Source organism: Streptomyces sp. SAS_270 (genome assembly GCF_052543295.1).
Window position 1 is genome coordinate 43,934 of record NZ_JBMNDS010000066.1, and the last position, 13,670, is coordinate 57,603.

General features: G+C 73.2%; 13 protein-coding genes. 5 read left to right on the forward strand and 8 right to left on the reverse strand.

Annotated elements, in window-relative coordinates:
* The 3 genes from ACN6LB_RS33345 to ACN6LB_RS33355 are packed head-to-tail and all read right to left on the reverse strand — an operon-like array spanning position 1 to position 3,664.
* Complete coding sequence (locus ACN6LB_RS33345; protein WP_445029091.1) at positions 1-1,758, reverse strand: L-aspartate oxidase; 1,758 nt, start codon at positions 1,756-1,758, stop codon at positions 1-3.
* Positions 1,755-2,747 carry a pantoate--beta-alanine ligase gene (panC, locus tag ACN6LB_RS33350; RefSeq protein ID WP_445029092.1) on the reverse strand — a complete coding sequence of 331 codons (993 nt, stop codon included), beginning with the start codon at positions 2,745-2,747 and terminating at the stop codon, positions 1,755-1,757. Before panC ends, ACN6LB_RS33345 begins: the two co-directional genes overlap by 4 nt.
* Positions 2,744-3,664: a Rossmann-like and DUF2520 domain-containing protein gene (locus ACN6LB_RS33355; protein WP_356146835.1), complete on the reverse strand. Its 921-nt coding sequence runs from the start codon at positions 3,662-3,664 to the stop codon at positions 2,744-2,746. The genes panC and ACN6LB_RS33355 overlap by 4 nt, the downstream gene beginning before the upstream one ends.
* Before the next feature lie 183 nt (positions 3,665-3,847).
* Between ACN6LB_RS33355 and ACN6LB_RS33360 the strand changes: the two genes are divergently transcribed.
* Positions 3,848-5,023: a threonine aldolase family protein gene (locus ACN6LB_RS33360; protein ID WP_445029093.1), complete on the forward strand. Its 1,176-nt coding sequence runs from the start codon at positions 3,848-3,850 to the stop codon at positions 5,021-5,023.
* Here the strand turns inward: ACN6LB_RS33360 and ACN6LB_RS33365 are convergent.
* The gene (locus ACN6LB_RS33365) at positions 5,013-5,234 is read right to left on the reverse strand and encodes a hypothetical protein (protein ID WP_356146841.1); all 222 of its coding nucleotides are present in this window, start codon (positions 5,232-5,234) and stop codon (positions 5,013-5,015) included. The two genes, ACN6LB_RS33360 and ACN6LB_RS33365, sit on opposite strands and share 11 nt — an antisense overlap.
* A 168-nt stretch (positions 5,235-5,402) precedes the next feature.
* On the opposite strand from ACN6LB_RS33365, the gene ACN6LB_RS33370 reads away from it, so the two are divergent.
* The gene (locus ACN6LB_RS33370) at positions 5,403-6,509 is read left to right on the forward strand and encodes a DUF5937 family protein (RefSeq protein ID WP_445029094.1); all 1,107 of its coding nucleotides are present in this window, start codon (positions 5,403-5,405) and stop codon (positions 6,507-6,509) included.
* 18 nt (positions 6,510-6,527) lie between these two features.
* On the opposite strand, the gene ACN6LB_RS33375 is transcribed toward ACN6LB_RS33370, so the two are convergent.
* The 3 genes from ACN6LB_RS33375 to ACN6LB_RS33385 are packed head-to-tail and all read right to left on the reverse strand — an operon-like array spanning position 6,528 to position 9,149.
* Positions 6,528-7,160: an AAA family ATPase gene (locus tag ACN6LB_RS33375; protein ID WP_356146847.1), complete on the reverse strand. Its 633-nt coding sequence runs from the start codon at positions 7,158-7,160 to the stop codon at positions 6,528-6,530.
* Between the two features lie 57 nt (positions 7,161-7,217).
* Positions 7,218-7,889, reverse strand: a complete 672-nt coding sequence (locus ACN6LB_RS33380) for a response regulator transcription factor (protein ID WP_356146850.1) — start codon at positions 7,887-7,889, stop codon at positions 7,218-7,220.
* Between the two features lie 54 nt (positions 7,890-7,943).
* Positions 7,944-9,149, reverse strand: a complete 1,206-nt coding sequence (locus tag ACN6LB_RS33385) for a sensor histidine kinase (protein WP_356146852.1) — start codon at positions 9,147-9,149, stop codon at positions 7,944-7,946.
* A gap of 255 nt (positions 9,150-9,404) precedes the next feature.
* Here ACN6LB_RS33385 and ACN6LB_RS33390 point away from each other — a divergent pair, with 255 nt between their 5' ends.
* Positions 9,405-10,472 carry an SAM-dependent methyltransferase gene (locus ACN6LB_RS33390; protein ID WP_445029095.1) on the forward strand — a complete coding sequence of 356 codons (1,068 nt, stop codon included), beginning with the start codon at positions 9,405-9,407 and terminating at the stop codon, positions 10,470-10,472.
* Here the strand turns inward: ACN6LB_RS33390 and ACN6LB_RS33395 are convergent.
* Positions 10,437-11,588: an NADH-quinone oxidoreductase subunit D gene (locus tag ACN6LB_RS33395; RefSeq protein WP_445029096.1), complete on the reverse strand. Its 1,152-nt coding sequence runs from the start codon at positions 11,586-11,588 to the stop codon at positions 10,437-10,439. The genes ACN6LB_RS33390 and ACN6LB_RS33395 overlap by 36 nt on opposite strands.
* A 31-nt stretch (positions 11,589-11,619) precedes the next feature.
* Between ACN6LB_RS33395 and ACN6LB_RS33400 the strand changes: the two genes are divergently transcribed.
* Together ACN6LB_RS33400 and ACN6LB_RS33405 are read left to right on the forward strand one after the other, a co-directional pair.
* On the forward strand, positions 11,620-12,132 hold the full coding sequence (locus tag ACN6LB_RS33400; RefSeq protein WP_356146861.1) for a PH domain-containing protein: 513 nt from the start codon (positions 11,620-11,622) through the stop codon (positions 12,130-12,132).
* A gap of 119 nt (positions 12,133-12,251) precedes the next feature.
* The gene (locus ACN6LB_RS33405) at positions 12,252-13,589 is read left to right on the forward strand and encodes a PH domain-containing protein (protein WP_445029101.1); all 1,338 of its coding nucleotides are present in this window, start codon (positions 12,252-12,254) and stop codon (positions 13,587-13,589) included.
* Positions 13,590-13,670: the final 81 nt, after the last annotated feature.

The window sequence follows — 13,670 nt, forward strand, 5'->3', positions numbered from 1 at the left end:
TCACTGCTCCTGGGTACGGTGCGCCGTCGGCCGGGGCCGGCTGGTCGGGGGGAAGTCTGCTGTGTCCGTGGGGTTCACGGCGAGGGTGCGGTCAGGATTCAGCCGTACGACGATGTGGCGCCGCCAGGCTGTGTCGTCCCGGTCGGCGTGGTCGTCGCGCCAGTGGCAGCCGCGGGTCTCCTCGCGCTGCCGGGCGGCGGCGACCAGGACGCGGGCGACACACAGGAGGTTGGTGGCCTCCCAGGTGTCGACGCCGGGTTCGGCCGTCTTGCCGTTCTCGTCGAGGGCGTCGCGCGCGTCCGTGTGCAGCCGCTGGAGGCGGTCGGCGGCCTGTGTGAGGGACTGCGCCGAGCGCAGGACGCCCGCCCCGTCCGTCATGATCCGCTGGATCGCGAACCGGGTCTCGGGGGCGAGCAGCGGGTGCGCGGGCTTCTCGGGGTGCGGGACGGGTACGGGCACGCGCGCGTGGAGGCCGTTTTCCGCGTGGCCCTCAATGATGTCGGCCGCGATGCGCTCGGCGTAGACCAGTCCCTCCAGGAGGGAGTTGGAGGCGAGCCGGTTGGCGCCGTGGACGCCGGTGCAGGCGACCTCGCCGCACGCGTAGAGGCCGGGCACGGTCGTACGGCCCCGGGAGTCCGTGCGGACGCCGCCGGAGGCGTAGTGGGCGGCCGGGGCGACAGGGATGGGCTCGGTGACAGGGTCGATGCCGTGGGCGCGGCAGGCGGCGAGGATCGTCGGGAAGCGGTGCTCCCACATGTCGGCGCCGAAGTGCCGGGCGTCGAGGAACATGTGCTCGGCGTCGAGCTCCTGCATGCGGCGCGTGATGCCCTTGGCGACGATGTCGCGGGGCGCGAGCTCGGCCAGCTCGTGCTGCCCGACCATGAAGCGCACACCGCCGGCGTCGACCAGGTGGGCGCCCTCGCCGCGTACGGCCTCGGAGACCAGCGGCTGCTGGCCCTCGGCGTCCGAGCCGAGGAACAGCACGGTCGGGTGGAACTGGACGAACTCCAGGTCGCTGACCTCGGCGCCCGCGCGCAGGGCGAGCGCGACGCCGTCCCCGGTGGAGACGGCGGGGTTGGTGGTCGCGGAGAAGACCTGGCCCATGCCGCCGGTCGCGAGGACCACGGTGGGGGCGTGCACGGCGCCCACGCCGTCGTGCTGGCCCTCTCCCATGACGTGCAGGGTGACTCCGGCGGTGCGGCCGTCGGCGTCCGTGAGGAGGTCCAGGACGAGCGCGTTCTCGACCGTGCGTAGGCCACGCGCGCGTACCGCTTCGACGAGGGCGCGGGAGATCTCGGCGCCCGTCGCGTCGCCGCCCGCGTGCGCGATGCGGCGGCGGTGGTGGCCGCCCTCGCGGGTGAGTTCGAGGTCGCCCTCCTCGGACTCGTCGAAGTGGGCGCCGGTCGCGATGAGGCGGCGTACGGCGTCGGGGCCCTCGGTGACGAGGATGCGTACGGCTTCCTCGTCGCACAGGCCGACGCCCGCGACCAGTGTGTCGTCGAGGTGCTGTTCGGGGGTGTCGCCCTCGCCGAGGGCCGCGGCGATGCCGCCCTGCGCCCAGCGCGTGGAGCCGTCGTCCAGGCGGGCCTTGGTGACGACGACGGTCGTCAGGCCCGCGGCCTCGCAGCGGAGGGCGGCGGTCAGGCCCGCGACGCCGGAGCCCACGACCACGACGTCCGCGGTGAGGGACCAGCCCGGGGCGGGCGCGTGCAGTCGTATGCCGGTACCAGTGCTGGTACCCGTACCTGTGCCGGTCACGAAGCGGCTCCGAAGGTGAGGGGGATGTTGTCGATCAGCCGGGTTGTCCCGACCCGGGCGGCGACGGCGAGGACCGCCTCGCCGGTGAAGTCGTCCTCGATCTCGGTGAAGTCGGACGGGTCGATCAGGGCCACGTAGTCCAGGGACAGCGGCGGCTGGACGCGGGCGGCTTCGTCCAGGACGAGGCGGGCGGCCTGGCGGACGCCCTGGGGGCCGCCTGGCTCCGCCTTGGCGACGGCGTGCGTGTCGGCGGCCGCACGCGACTCGCCGAGGGCGCTGAGGGCCTCGGCACGCGCGTGCGTGGCGGGCACTTCGCGGGCCCGCGCGCGCAGGGCCTCCTGGGCGGCGTGCCGGTCACTGCCCGCGAACAGGGCCTGGGAGAGGGCGAGCGCGGTGCGCCGCTCCTCGGGCGAGAGGTAGCGGTTGCGGCTGGAGAGGGCGAGCCCGTCCTCCTCACGGACGGTGGGCACGCCGACGATCTCCACGCCGAAGTTCAGGTCGCGCACCATCCGCCGGATCAGGGCGAGCTGCTGGGCGTCCTTCTGCCCGTACAGCGCCACGTCGGGGCGGGTGAGGTGCAGCAGCTTGGCGACGACGGTGAGCATGCCGTCGAAGTGGCCCGGGCGGACGGCTCCTTCGAGGCGTTCGCCCATGGGGCCGGCGCTGATGCGCACCTGGGGCTCGCCGCCGGGGTAGACCTCGTCCGCCGAGGGGGCGAACACGGCGTCCGCACCCGCCTGTTCGGCGATCTTGATGTCGGCGTCCAGGGTGCGCGGGTAGCGGTCGAGGTCCTCGCCCTTGCCGAACTGCAGCGGGTTCACGAAGACGGTGACGACGACCTCGCCCTCGGGTCCGGCGATCTCGCGGGCGGTGCGGACCAGTGTGGCGTGGCCCTCGTGCAGGGCGCCCATGGTCATGACGACGGCGCGGCGGCCGCCCCGTACGCGCGCGTGCAGCTCGTCGGCGGTGCGCAGGAGGGTGGTGGTCATCCGGCGTCTCCCTCGGTGCCGTTGGCGAGGACTCCGAGGAGGTCCTCGGCGAGTTCGGGCTTGAGCAGCCCGTGCGCGAGCGCGCGGTCGGCGGTCGCCCGGGCCATCGCCAGGTAGCCGGCGACGGTCCCGGGGGCGTGCTTGCGCAGCTCGGCGACGTGCGCGGCGACGGTGCCCGCGTCCCCGCGTGCGACCGGCCCGGTGAGGGCGCCGTCGCCCGACCTGAGGGCGTTGTCGAGGGCGGCGCCGAGGAGCGGGCCGAGCATCCGGTCGGGGGCTTCGACGCCCGCGGCGCGCAGCAGCTCCATGGACTCGGCGACCAGGGTGACCAGGTGGTTCGCGCCGAGGGCGAGGGCGGCGTGGTAGAGCGGGCGGCTGTCCTCGGCGATCCACTCGGGCTCGCCGCCCATCTCGATCACCAGGGCCTCGGCGGCGAGGCGCAGTTCCTCGGGCGCGGTGACGCCGAAGGAGCAGCCGGCGATCCGCTGGACGTCCACGGGGGTGCCGGTGAAGGTCATCGCGGGGTGCAGGGCCAGCGGCAGTGCGCCCGCCCGCAGCGCGGGGTCGAGTACGCGCGTGCCGTAGCGCCCGGAGGTGTGCACGAGCAACTGTCCGGGCCGGACGGCGCCCGTTTCGGTGAGGCCCTCGACGAGTCCGGGCAGGGCGTCGTCCGGGACGGTCAGCAGGACCAGGTCGGCGCGCCGCAGGACTTCCGCCGGGGTCACCACGGGCACGTCGGGCAGCATCTCGGCGGCCCGCCGCACGGAGGCGTCGGAGACGCCGGAGACGGCCACCGGGCGGTGCCCGGCGAGCTGGAGACACCCGGCGAGGGCGGGGCCGACACGGCCGGCGCCGACCACGCCGACGGTGAGCCGCGCGGGGCGGTCCCTGGGGTCTGGCTGTTGGAATGTACTCACTCGACGGCGGCCTTCCCGTTCCAGTCCGCTCGGGGTACCGGACGATGTACCGGACGATTTCTCGTCATGTTAACGCGATTGGTTCGAGGGCCGGTCGGTTGTCCACAGGCTGTGGGTTTCCCCACGGCTTCGGCGAGCGGAAATGGGATGCCCGGCCGCGGCCGCTCACGACATGATCCGGAGATGAGCGATACGGGTGAGCAGACGGCGCAGGAGACGGCCGAGCAGAAGCGGAAGCGGCGGCTGGCCGCCCGGCGCGGGGCCGAGCGTGTCATGTGGCGGCCTCCGTTCCTGTACACGGTGCGCGAACGGCTGGCCTGGCTGACCGAGGCGGCGGAGGGCGCCTACGACCTCGACGAACAGAGCGACATCTACGGCGGCGGGATCGTCGAGACCCTGGAGGAGCGTGTCGCGGCCCTGCTCGGCAAGGAAGCGGCCGCCTTCTTTCCCAGCGGCACGATGGCCCAGCAGGTCGCCCTGCGCTGCTGGGCGGGCCGCACCGGCGACCCGACGGTGGCACTGCATCCGCTCAGCCACCCCGAGGTCCACGAACGGCACGCCTTCAGCCGGGTCAGCGGGTTGCGCCCGGTCCATGTGACCACCGAGCCCAGGCTGCCGACCGCCGACGAGGTGCGTGACTTCGAGGAGCCCTTCGGGGCTCTCATGCTCGAACTGCCGCTGCGGGACGCCGGTTTCGTGCTGCCCTCCTGGGAGGAGCTCGAAGCGGTCACCGAGGCGGCACGCGCGCGGGACGCCGTCGTGCACTTCGACGGGGCCCGGCTGTGGGAGTGCACCACGCACTTCGGCCGCACCCTGGAAGAGATCGCGGGCCTCGCGGACAGCGTCTACGTGTCGTTCTACAAGTCGGTCCAGGGCTTCGGCGGCGCGGCGATCGCGGGCCCCAGGACGCTCGTCGACGAGGCGAAGACCTGGCGGCACCGGTACGGCGGCCAGCTCTTCCAGCAGTTCCCGACCGCGCTGTCGGCCCTCATCGGCCTGGATCGGGATCTTCCCCGGCTGCCGGAATGCGTGGCCCACGCGCGCGTGGTCGCCGCCGCGCTGCGCGAAGGGTTCGCCGAGGCCGGGGTCCCGTGGGCGCGCGTGCACCCGGAGGAGCCGCACACCCACCAGTTCCAGCTCTGGCTGCCGTACGAGCCCGAGGTCCTCATGGAAGCGGGGATGCGGCAGGCCGAGGAGACGAAGACCGCCCTCTTCTCCCAGTGGTGGGACCGCAGCGGGCCCGGTCTGGCGTTCACCGAGGTCACGGTCGCGGCCCCGGGTCTTGAGTGGACGGCGCGGGACGTGAAGGCGGCGGTCGCGGACTTCGTACGACGGCTGCCCGGCGAGGTCAGCAAGTAGGGCGCGAAGCAGAGCGGGCGTGCAGCCACCTGCTCAGGGCTCCCCGTATCCGCCCATGGGCCGGGCGACCCGCCAGGACGGCCCGGAACCGCCGGTAGTCGCGCAGCTCGCGCACGGTCTGCCGGTCGTGGGTGCCGGGCGCGGGCGGGGCGGCCTCGCCGTGCTGCAGGGCGCGGTGGGTGTCGAGGAGGTACTGCTGCGTGATGCTCATGGCTGATCGCCTCTTCGGGAATCTCGGGACGGGTAACGGGATCCGAAGGCCCCGCGCGGACTGCCCCGGTGCTCCCAGCCTGCACCCGTTCAGGGCGTACGTCGCCTCGATTGACGGCCGCCGTCAATCGACGGCCGCGTTGTCAGTGCCGGGGTGCACCATGTGGTCATGAGCGTGCACATCGACATCGCCGGGCTGCGACGGGAGCGGATCGCCGTCGTGCCCTCCCCCCTGGCCGAGCTCGGCATGGCGCTGCACGCACTGTCCGAGCCCGGGCACCACCCCGGGCTGCAGGGCTGGGCGACCGGCGTGACCGCCCGGCTCGACTCGCACCTGGCGGACCGGATGTGCGAGGCCGACTTCCTGTGGCGGTCGACGTTCTCGGACCTGTTCCTGCCCTGTGCGGGCATCCCGGGCGGGCCCACGCTCCCGGGCGCGACGCTCCCCGAGGACCTGGACCTGCTGGACAAGCTGACCGACCGGCAGTTCGTGGACGCGGCGCTGGAGTTCACCTGCGCTCTGGCATACGACGCGCAGGGACCCGACGCGCTCTCCGACCTCGCGGTGCGGCGGCGCGCGCTGGACCTGGCGGCCTCGCGCGGTCCGCAGCAGGTGCGGTTCACCCGGCGGCTGCTGGAGGACCCGCCGAGCGTTCGGGCCTGGCTGCGGCAGTTCCTGGAGGGCTGCGACGAGGCCTTCTTCGCGGAGGCCTGGTCCCGGCTGCGCCACCAGCTCGCGGCCGACGCCCGGCACAAGACGGAGCTGCTGCGGCGCAAGGGCCTCACGGAAGCGCTGGCCGCGGTGTCCCCCGCGGTGGCGCTGGACGAGAGCGCCGGGCGGATCGTCATCGACAAGCTCACGGAGGGCCGCACGGTCACCGCGGACGGCGGCCTCCTGCTCGTCCCCACCAGCCTCGGCCGCCCCCATCTCATGGTGCTCCACCGGTACGGCTGGCAGCCGGTGCTGCACTACCCGGTCAGCACGTCCGAGCTGAGCGATCCGCCTTCGGTCGAGCAGCTGTCCCGGCGCATGAGCGCGCTGTCCCACCCGGTCCGGATGCGGATCTCGCGCCATCTGGCCCGCAGCGCGTACACCACGGGCGAGCTGGCGCAGATGCACGGGATGACGGCACCGGAGATATCCCGGCACCTGGGCGTGCTGAAGAAGGCGGGCCTGCTCACCACCCGCCGCCGCGGCCGGTACGTACTGCACCAGCTGGACGTGACCGTGGTGGCTCGGCTGGGCAGCGACTTCCTGGAGGGCATCCTGCGCTGACACCCGGTTCTCGGAGCGTCAGTCGAACCGGATGTGCCTGACGCCGATCCGCACCTGACGCAGCCGCGTGCGCAGTGCGCCCTCCTTGTTCGGGGTGAGGGTGAGCCCGGCCAGCACGGCGATCCGGTCAGCGGTCTTCGGCACCGTCGTGTGATCCGTCCACAGATGCTCGGCGAACTCCGGCTCGCGCAGCCGTTCCAGGCAGTGGTCGAGCTGCTGCACGGCCCAGCTCTCGCGGCGCAGCGGAGCGTCCTTGCCCGCGACGTACCCGAGGAGGTGCCCGAAGCCGCGCTCGCGCAGCCGCCGCAGTACGGTCTCGCGCTCGGCGAGGAGGGTGAAGTGCCTTACGTCGTGGCCGAGTTCGCGCAGCCGTCCGACCGTGTCGTCGAAGTACCCGGAGTCCGTGACCGTCATGGGGACGATCACCGGGCCGTCGTGCTTGGTGAGGGCGAGGTCGAGCACCTCGACGACGCCCTGCCGCCAGGACGCCAGGTCCTGGAAGTCGCCCCGCAGTTCGGGTGGCAGCATGCGGCGCAGGCCGAAGCCGGCGTGTTCGGGATCGCAGATGACGCTGCCGGGCAGCCGCCGCTGGATCTCGTGTGCGGTCTGTGTCTTGCCGCCCCCGAAGGGGCCGTTGATCCACAGGAGCATGCGCAGACCCTAGTGGGCGCCGGTCACGCCCGGGTCACGCCCCCGTTTGCCCGGCTCTCAGCCGTTCCCTCCGGCGCGCACCAGACCCGTCTCGTACGCGAGGACGACCACCTGGACGCGGTCGCGCAGGCCGAGCTTGGTCAGGATGCGGCCGACATGGGTCTTCACCGTCGCCTCCGACAGGACCAGCCGCGCCGCGATCTCGCCGTTGGACAGACCCTGCGCCACCAGGATCATGACCTCGCGCTCGCGGCCGGTGAGCCGCTCCAGCTCCTTGTGCTGGGGCTCGTTGCCGGCGTTGGGCAGCATCGGCGCGAAGCGGTCGAGCAGGCGCCGGGTGGTGGAGGGCGCGACGACGGCGTCGCCGCTGTGCACGGAGCGGATGGCGGCGAGCAGTTCGCCGGGCGGCACGTCCTTGAGCATGAAGCCGGAGGCGCCCGCCTTCAGCCCGGAGAAGGCGTACTCGTCGAGGTCGAAGGTGGTCAGGATGAGCACCTTCGGCGGGTCGGACTCCATGCAGATGCGGCGGGTCGTCTCCACGCCGTCCAGCTTCGGCATGCGGACGTCCATCAGCACGACGTCGACCGCGGTCGCCCGCAGCACCTGGAGGGCCTCGACGCCGTCGCCCGCCTCGGCGACGACCTCCATGTCCGGCTGGGCGGCGAGCACCATCCGGAAGCCGGTGCGCAGCAGCACCTGGTCGTCGACGAGCATCACGCGGATCGCCATCGGGGTCCCTTTCACATTCGTACGGAGGTCGGTGGGCGCGGGTGTGTACAGGTGTCAGTGGGCGGGCTTGAGGGGCAGCAGGGCGCTGATGCGGAAGCCTCCACCGGGGCGCGGGCCCGCGTCCAGGGTGCCGCCGACCATGCCGACGCGCTCACGCATGCCGATCAGGCCGTGCCCCTGCCCGTCGACGCCCCCGTCCTCGTACAGCTCGTGCGGGGCGCCCTTGCCGTCGTCCTCGACGAGCAGTCCGAGGCCGTCGTCGAAGTAGACCAGGCGGACGCTCGCGCCCGCGTTCGGGCCCCCGTGCTTGCGGGTGTTGGTGAGCGCCTCCTGCACGATGCGGTACGCCGTGAGCTCGACGCCGCTGGGCAGCGGGCGCGGGGTGCCCTCGACCTTGTAGTCGACGGGCAGGCCCGACGTACGGCACTGCTCGATGAGGTCGTCGAGCTGTTCGACGTCGGGCTGCGGCACGTACTCGCCGCCCTCCTGGTGCTCGCCGGTGCGCAGGACGCCGAGCAGGCGGCGCATCTCGGCGAGGGCCTGGCGGCCGGTGCCGGAGATCGTCTCCAGGGCCTTCTTCGCCTGGTCGGGGGCGGTGTCGAGGACGTAGGCGGCGCCGTCGGCCTGGACCACCATCACCGACACGTTGTGCGCGACGACGTCGTGCAGTTCGCGGGCGATCCGGGCGCGCTCGGCGGCGACGGCGACCTTGGACTGCGCCTCGCGTTCCTTCTCCAGACGGGCGGCGCGCTCCTCCAGCTGGGCGAGGTAGGCGCGGCGGGTGCGGATGGAGTCGCCGAGGACCCAGGCCAGCGCGAAGGGCACGCTGAGGAAGACGGCCGCCATGACCTGGCCGAACCCGCTGGAGTGCTCGTCCGGCCAGCGGATCTGCGACAGCGGCGCCGCGCACAGGCCCGCGACCAGTCCGAACCGGGAGGCCCAGCGGGCACCGTCCGCGGCCACCGTGTAGACGATCACCAGCATCGCGAAGTCGGCCGGGACCAGCGCCATGTTCAGGACGAGCTGGGCCAGGCCCACGGCGGCGGTCAGCAGCAGCATCGTCTCGGGCATCCGCCGGCGCAGGGCGATGACCAGGCACAGCAGGACGGTGATCGGGACCGCCACGACGGCGAGGTGGGTTCCCCCGTCCTCTCCCCCGCGGGCGGATCCGCTCATGGCGGAGATCCCGAGCAGGACGACGGCCCAGAAGCTGTCGACCCATGTCGGGTGCCTGCGGAGGAAGTCATAGAGACGCTGCACGTAACCCAGAGTAGGGAAGCGTGCAGCGTGCAGGGGTCAACCGGAGGACCGATCCGCGAACGGCGCGCGTACTCCCCAAGGTGGAGGCTCCCTGGTCCGTGACGCCTGGATCGCGTCCCGGATCTCCTCCGGGATCGCATCCTGAAGCACGCCGGGAAGCACGCTCCGGAGCGCGCCGGGGAGCGCACAGCGAGGCGTGCGCCGACCGGTCGCCCCGCGCATCCCCGGGTGCCCGGCGGCGCTTAGCCTGGCGCCGTGACGGATCGGACGGCGGGTGAGTGGCGCGGCTGGCGCGAGGCTGCGGAGGAGGCTCTGTACGGGCCGTCGGGCTTTTATCGCAGGCCGGAGGGGCCGGCGGGCCATTTCCGTACGTCGGTGCACGCGTCCCCGCTCTTCGCCGGTGCGGTGGCCCGGCTGCTGTGCCGGGTCGACGCCGCGCTGGGGCACCCGGCGGCGCTCGCCTTCGTCGACATGGCGGCGGGCCGCGGCGAACTGGTGACGGGAGTCCTCGCCGAACTCCCCGCCGACGTGGCCTCCCGGGTGCGTGCGTACGCCGTCGAACGCGCCGACCGCCCACGTGATCTTGATCACCGGATCGAGTGGTGCGCCGAGCCCCCGAAGGGGATCACCGGGCTGCTGTTCGCCAACGAGTGGCTGGACAACGTGCCGCTCGACGTCGCCGAGGCAGACGCACAGGGCGTGGCCCGGCTGGTTCTCGTACGGCGGGACGGGACCGAACGCCTCGGGGAGCCCGTCGCGGGGGCGGACGGGGAGTGGCTGCGCAGATGGTGGCCGCTCGCCGACGACGGACCCGGTGCTCGCGAGGAGGCCGGGCTGCGCGAGGGCTTCCGTGCCGAGATCGGGCTCCCCAGGGACTTCGCCTGGGCCGCCGCCGTCGCGGGCCTCGACCGAGGTCTCGCCGTCGCCGCCGACTACGCGCACCGCGCCGGGGCGCGACCGCCGTTCGGGACGCTCACCGGCTTTCGCGCGGGACGCGAGACGGCGCCCGTGCCGGACGGGTCGTGCGACATCACGGCACACGTCGCACTGGACGCGTGCAGGCTGCCCGGAGGTCGCGTGATCACCCAGCGGCACGCACTGCGCGCGCTCGGCGTGAGCGGCGCACGCCCCTCGCTCTCACTCGCGTCCACGGACCCGACTGCGTACGTGCGCGCCCTCGCGGGCGCCGGTGCGGCCGCCGAACTCACCGCGCCGGGCGGCCTCGGCGACTTCGGCTGGCTGCTCCAGCCCGCGGGTGACCCGGAACTGCGCGGCCGCCTGCTCGGCCTACTTGTCGATGTCCCCGACGACGAAGAACAGTGACCCCAGGATCGCCACCATGTCCGCGACCAGCGTGCCCGGCAGCAGTTCGGTGAGCGCCTGGATGTTGTTGTACGAGGCCGAGCGCAGCTTCAGCCGGTACGGGGTCTTCTCGCCCTTGCTGACCAGGTAGTAGCCGTTGATGCCGAGGGGGTTCTCGGTCCACGCGTACGTGTGGCCCTCGGGGGCCTTCAGCACCTTCGGGAGGCGCTGGTTGATCGGCCCGGGCGGCAGCTCCGCGAGCCGGTCGAGGCAGGCGTCGGCGAGTTCCAGGGCGTTGTGGGTCTGCGCCAGGAGGCACTCGAAGCGGGCGAGGCAGTCGCCCTCCTGGCGCGTGACCACCTTCAGCGTGTCCTGGAGCTCCCCGTAGGCGAGGTACGGCTCGTCGCGGCGCAGGTCGAAGTCCACGCCGGAGGCGCGCGCGATGGGCCCGCTCACTCCGTAGGCGTGCACGGCCTCCGGCGTCAGGACGCCCACGCCCCGCGTGCGCCCCCGGAAGATCTCGTTGCCGAGCACCAGCTCGTCGTACACGTTCATCCGCGAGCGGACGTCGGCGACAGCCGCGCGCGCACGCGTGGCCCATCCCGCGGGAAGGTCCTCCTTGAGGCCGCCGACGCGGTTGAACATGTAGTGCATGCGCCCGCCGGAGATCTCCTCCATGACGTGCTGGAGCTCCTCGCGCTCCCGGAAGGCGTAGAAGATCGGTGTGATTCCGCCCAGTTCCAGGGGGTACGACCCCAGGAACATCAGATGGTTCAGGACGCGGTTCAGCTCCGCGAGCAGCGTGCGCATCCACACCGCGCGCTCGGGGACCTCCATCCCCAGCATCCGCTCCACGCCGAGGACCACGCCCAGCTCGTTCGAGAACGCGGAGAGCCAGTCATGGCGGTTGGCGAGCATCACGATCTGGCGGTAGTCGCGCGCCTCGAAGAGCTTCTCCGCGCCGCGGTGCATGTAGCCGATGACGGGCTCCGCGTGCTGGATGCGCTCACCGTCGAGCACGAGCCGCAGCCGCAGCACGCCGTGGGTGGACGGGTGCTGGGGCCCGATGTTGAGCACCATGTCGGTGCTCTCCGCAGCGCCGCCGATACCGACCATGGTCTCCGTCGTGGGAGTCATGGGGACAGTCTGTCGTACGTACGCTGGCCACATGGAGACGGGGAGCATGAAGACCACCGGGATGACGGACGGCGCCGGGGGCGGGCCCGTGTGGAACGGGCTGCCGCCGGGGCTGCTGCGCATGCGGCGCCTGTTGCTGGTGGTGTGGCTGGGGCTGCTAGCGCTCGCCGTGGCGCTGCTGGTGGGCTGGCTCGCCGGTCTCACCTGGGCGGCGTTCGCGCTGGTGCCGCTCGCCGGGATCCCGTGGGGCTGGGTGCTGCTCGGCCGCAACTGGCGCTCCTGGCGGTACGCCGAGCGCGCGGACGACCTGCTGATCAGCCGGGGTGTGCTGTGGCGCGAGGAGACCGTGGTGCCGTACGGGCGGATGCAGCTGGTCGAAGTGACCTCGGGCCCTGTGGAACGCCACTTCGGGCTCGCCAGCGTGCAGCTGCACACGGCCGCCGCCGCGACGGACGCCTGCATCCCGGGCCTCGACCCGGCCGAGGCCGAACGCCTGCGCGACCGGCTGACAGAGCTGGGCGAGGCCCGATCGGCGGGGCTGTGACCACGCCGCCGCCGTCGCCCTCGCGCGACGCCCGTGACGCCCGTGACGCCCGTGACGCCCGTGACGCGGAGGTGACGCCGAAGATCACGCAGGCCACCGCGGTATCTGCCGCGTCCGCCGTGCCTGACGGGACTGACGTGCCTGGCGGGACTGACGTGCCTGACGAGAAGCCGCTGACCGAACGCCGTCTCCACCCCGTCACCCCGCTGCGGCGGGCTTGGGCGCCGGTCGCCGTGATCGCCGGGTGGGCCGTGCACGATCCCGATCAGGCGCAGCACCAACTGACCCGGCTGACCACGACCGCGCTGCTCGTCGGACTCGCGGTGCTGGTGCCGGCCGCCGCCCTCTACGGCTTTCTGACCTGGTGGTTCACCCACTTCGCGGTGACCGGGTCCGAACTGCGTATCCGTACCGGCCTGTTGTTCAGGCGCACCGCGCACATCCGGCTCGACCGGCTCCAGGCTGTCGACATCACCCAGCCGCTGCTGGCCCGCGTCGCGGGCGTCGCCAAGCTCAAACTGGATGTCATCGGCGCCGCCAAGAAGGACGAACTGGCCTATCTGGGCGAGGGCGAGGCACGGGCCCTGCGCGCCGAACTCCTCGCGCGCGCGGCCGGGTTCACGCCCGAGACCGCGCAGGAGGTGGGCGAGGCGCCGGTACGGCAGTTGCTGCACATCCCCGCCGGCGTCCTCGCCGTGTCCCTCGTGCTCACCGGCGCGACCTGGGGTTCCCTGGCCGCCGCGCTCGTCGTGCCGCCGCTGCTCTGGTTCGCCACCCACAGCCTGTGGACGGTCCTCGCGACCGGGCTGCCGCTGCTCGGCACGGCGGGCGCGAGCAGCGTGGGGCGGTTCGTCGCCGAGTACGACTGGACGGTCGGCGAATCCCCGGACGGGCTCCGGATCGACCACGGACTCCTCGACCGCGCGCACGAGACGGTGCCCCCCGGCCGCGTACAGACGGTACGGATCGTCGAACCGCTGCTGTGGCGGCGGCGCGGCTGGGTGCGGGTGGAGCTGGACGTGGCGGGGTCCTCCAACTCCGTGCTCGTGCCGGTCGCCCCGCGCGCGATCGCCGAGTCGGTGATCGCGCAGGTGCTTCCGGGGGTGACGGTGCCCTCGTCCCTGTCACGGCCGCCGCGCCGGGCGGGGTGGTGCGTGCCCCTGTGGTGGCGGGGGTACGGGCTCGCCGTCACCGACACCGTCTTCGCGGCACGGCACGGGCTGCTGCGCCGCACCCTGTCGCTGGTGCCGCACGCGAAGGTGCAGAGCGTACGACTCAAGCAGGGGCCCTGGGCGCGCCTCAGGGGCGTCGCCGACGTCCACGTGGACACGGGGGCCAACAAGACGGTGACGGCCCGGCTGCGGGACGCCCACGAGGCCGCGCAGCTGCTCCGGTCGCAGGCCGACCGCTCCCGCACGGGGCGTCGGGAGGCGCGGCCGGACCGCTGGATGGCGTGACGAGAGCGGCGCGGCGGGGGGGGGGGGGGGGGGGGGGGGGGGGGGGGGGGGGGGGGGGGGGGGGGGGGGGGGGGGGGGGGG

Coding starts and splice junctions, on each gene's coding strand:
- ACN6LB_RS33380 (WP_356146850.1), bottom strand. CDS start 7,889: ATGGCGATCCGCGTGATGCTCGTCGACGACCAGGTGCTGCTGCGCACC.
- panC (WP_445029092.1), bottom strand. CDS start 2,747: ATGACCACCACCCTCCTGCGCACCGCCGACGAGCTGCACGCGCGCGTA.
- ACN6LB_RS33365 (WP_356146841.1), bottom strand. CDS start 5,234: ATGAGCATCACGCAGCAGTACCTCCTCGACACCCACCGCGCCCTGCAG.
- ACN6LB_RS33375 (WP_356146847.1), bottom strand. CDS start 7,160: ATGCTCCTGTGGATCAACGGCCCCTTCGGGGGCGGCAAGACACAGACC.
- ACN6LB_RS33370 (WP_445029094.1), top strand. CDS start 5,403: ATGAGCGTGCACATCGACATCGCCGGGCTGCGACGGGAGCGGATCGCC.
- ACN6LB_RS33360 (WP_445029093.1), top strand. CDS start 3,848: ATGAGCGATACGGGTGAGCAGACGGCGCAGGAGACGGCCGAGCAGAAG.
- ACN6LB_RS33400 (WP_356146861.1), top strand. CDS start 11,620: ATGGAGACGGGGAGCATGAAGACCACCGGGATGACGGACGGCGCCGGG.
- ACN6LB_RS33395 (WP_445029096.1), bottom strand. CDS start 11,588: ATGACTCCCACGACGGAGACCATGGTCGGTATCGGCGGCGCTGCGGAG.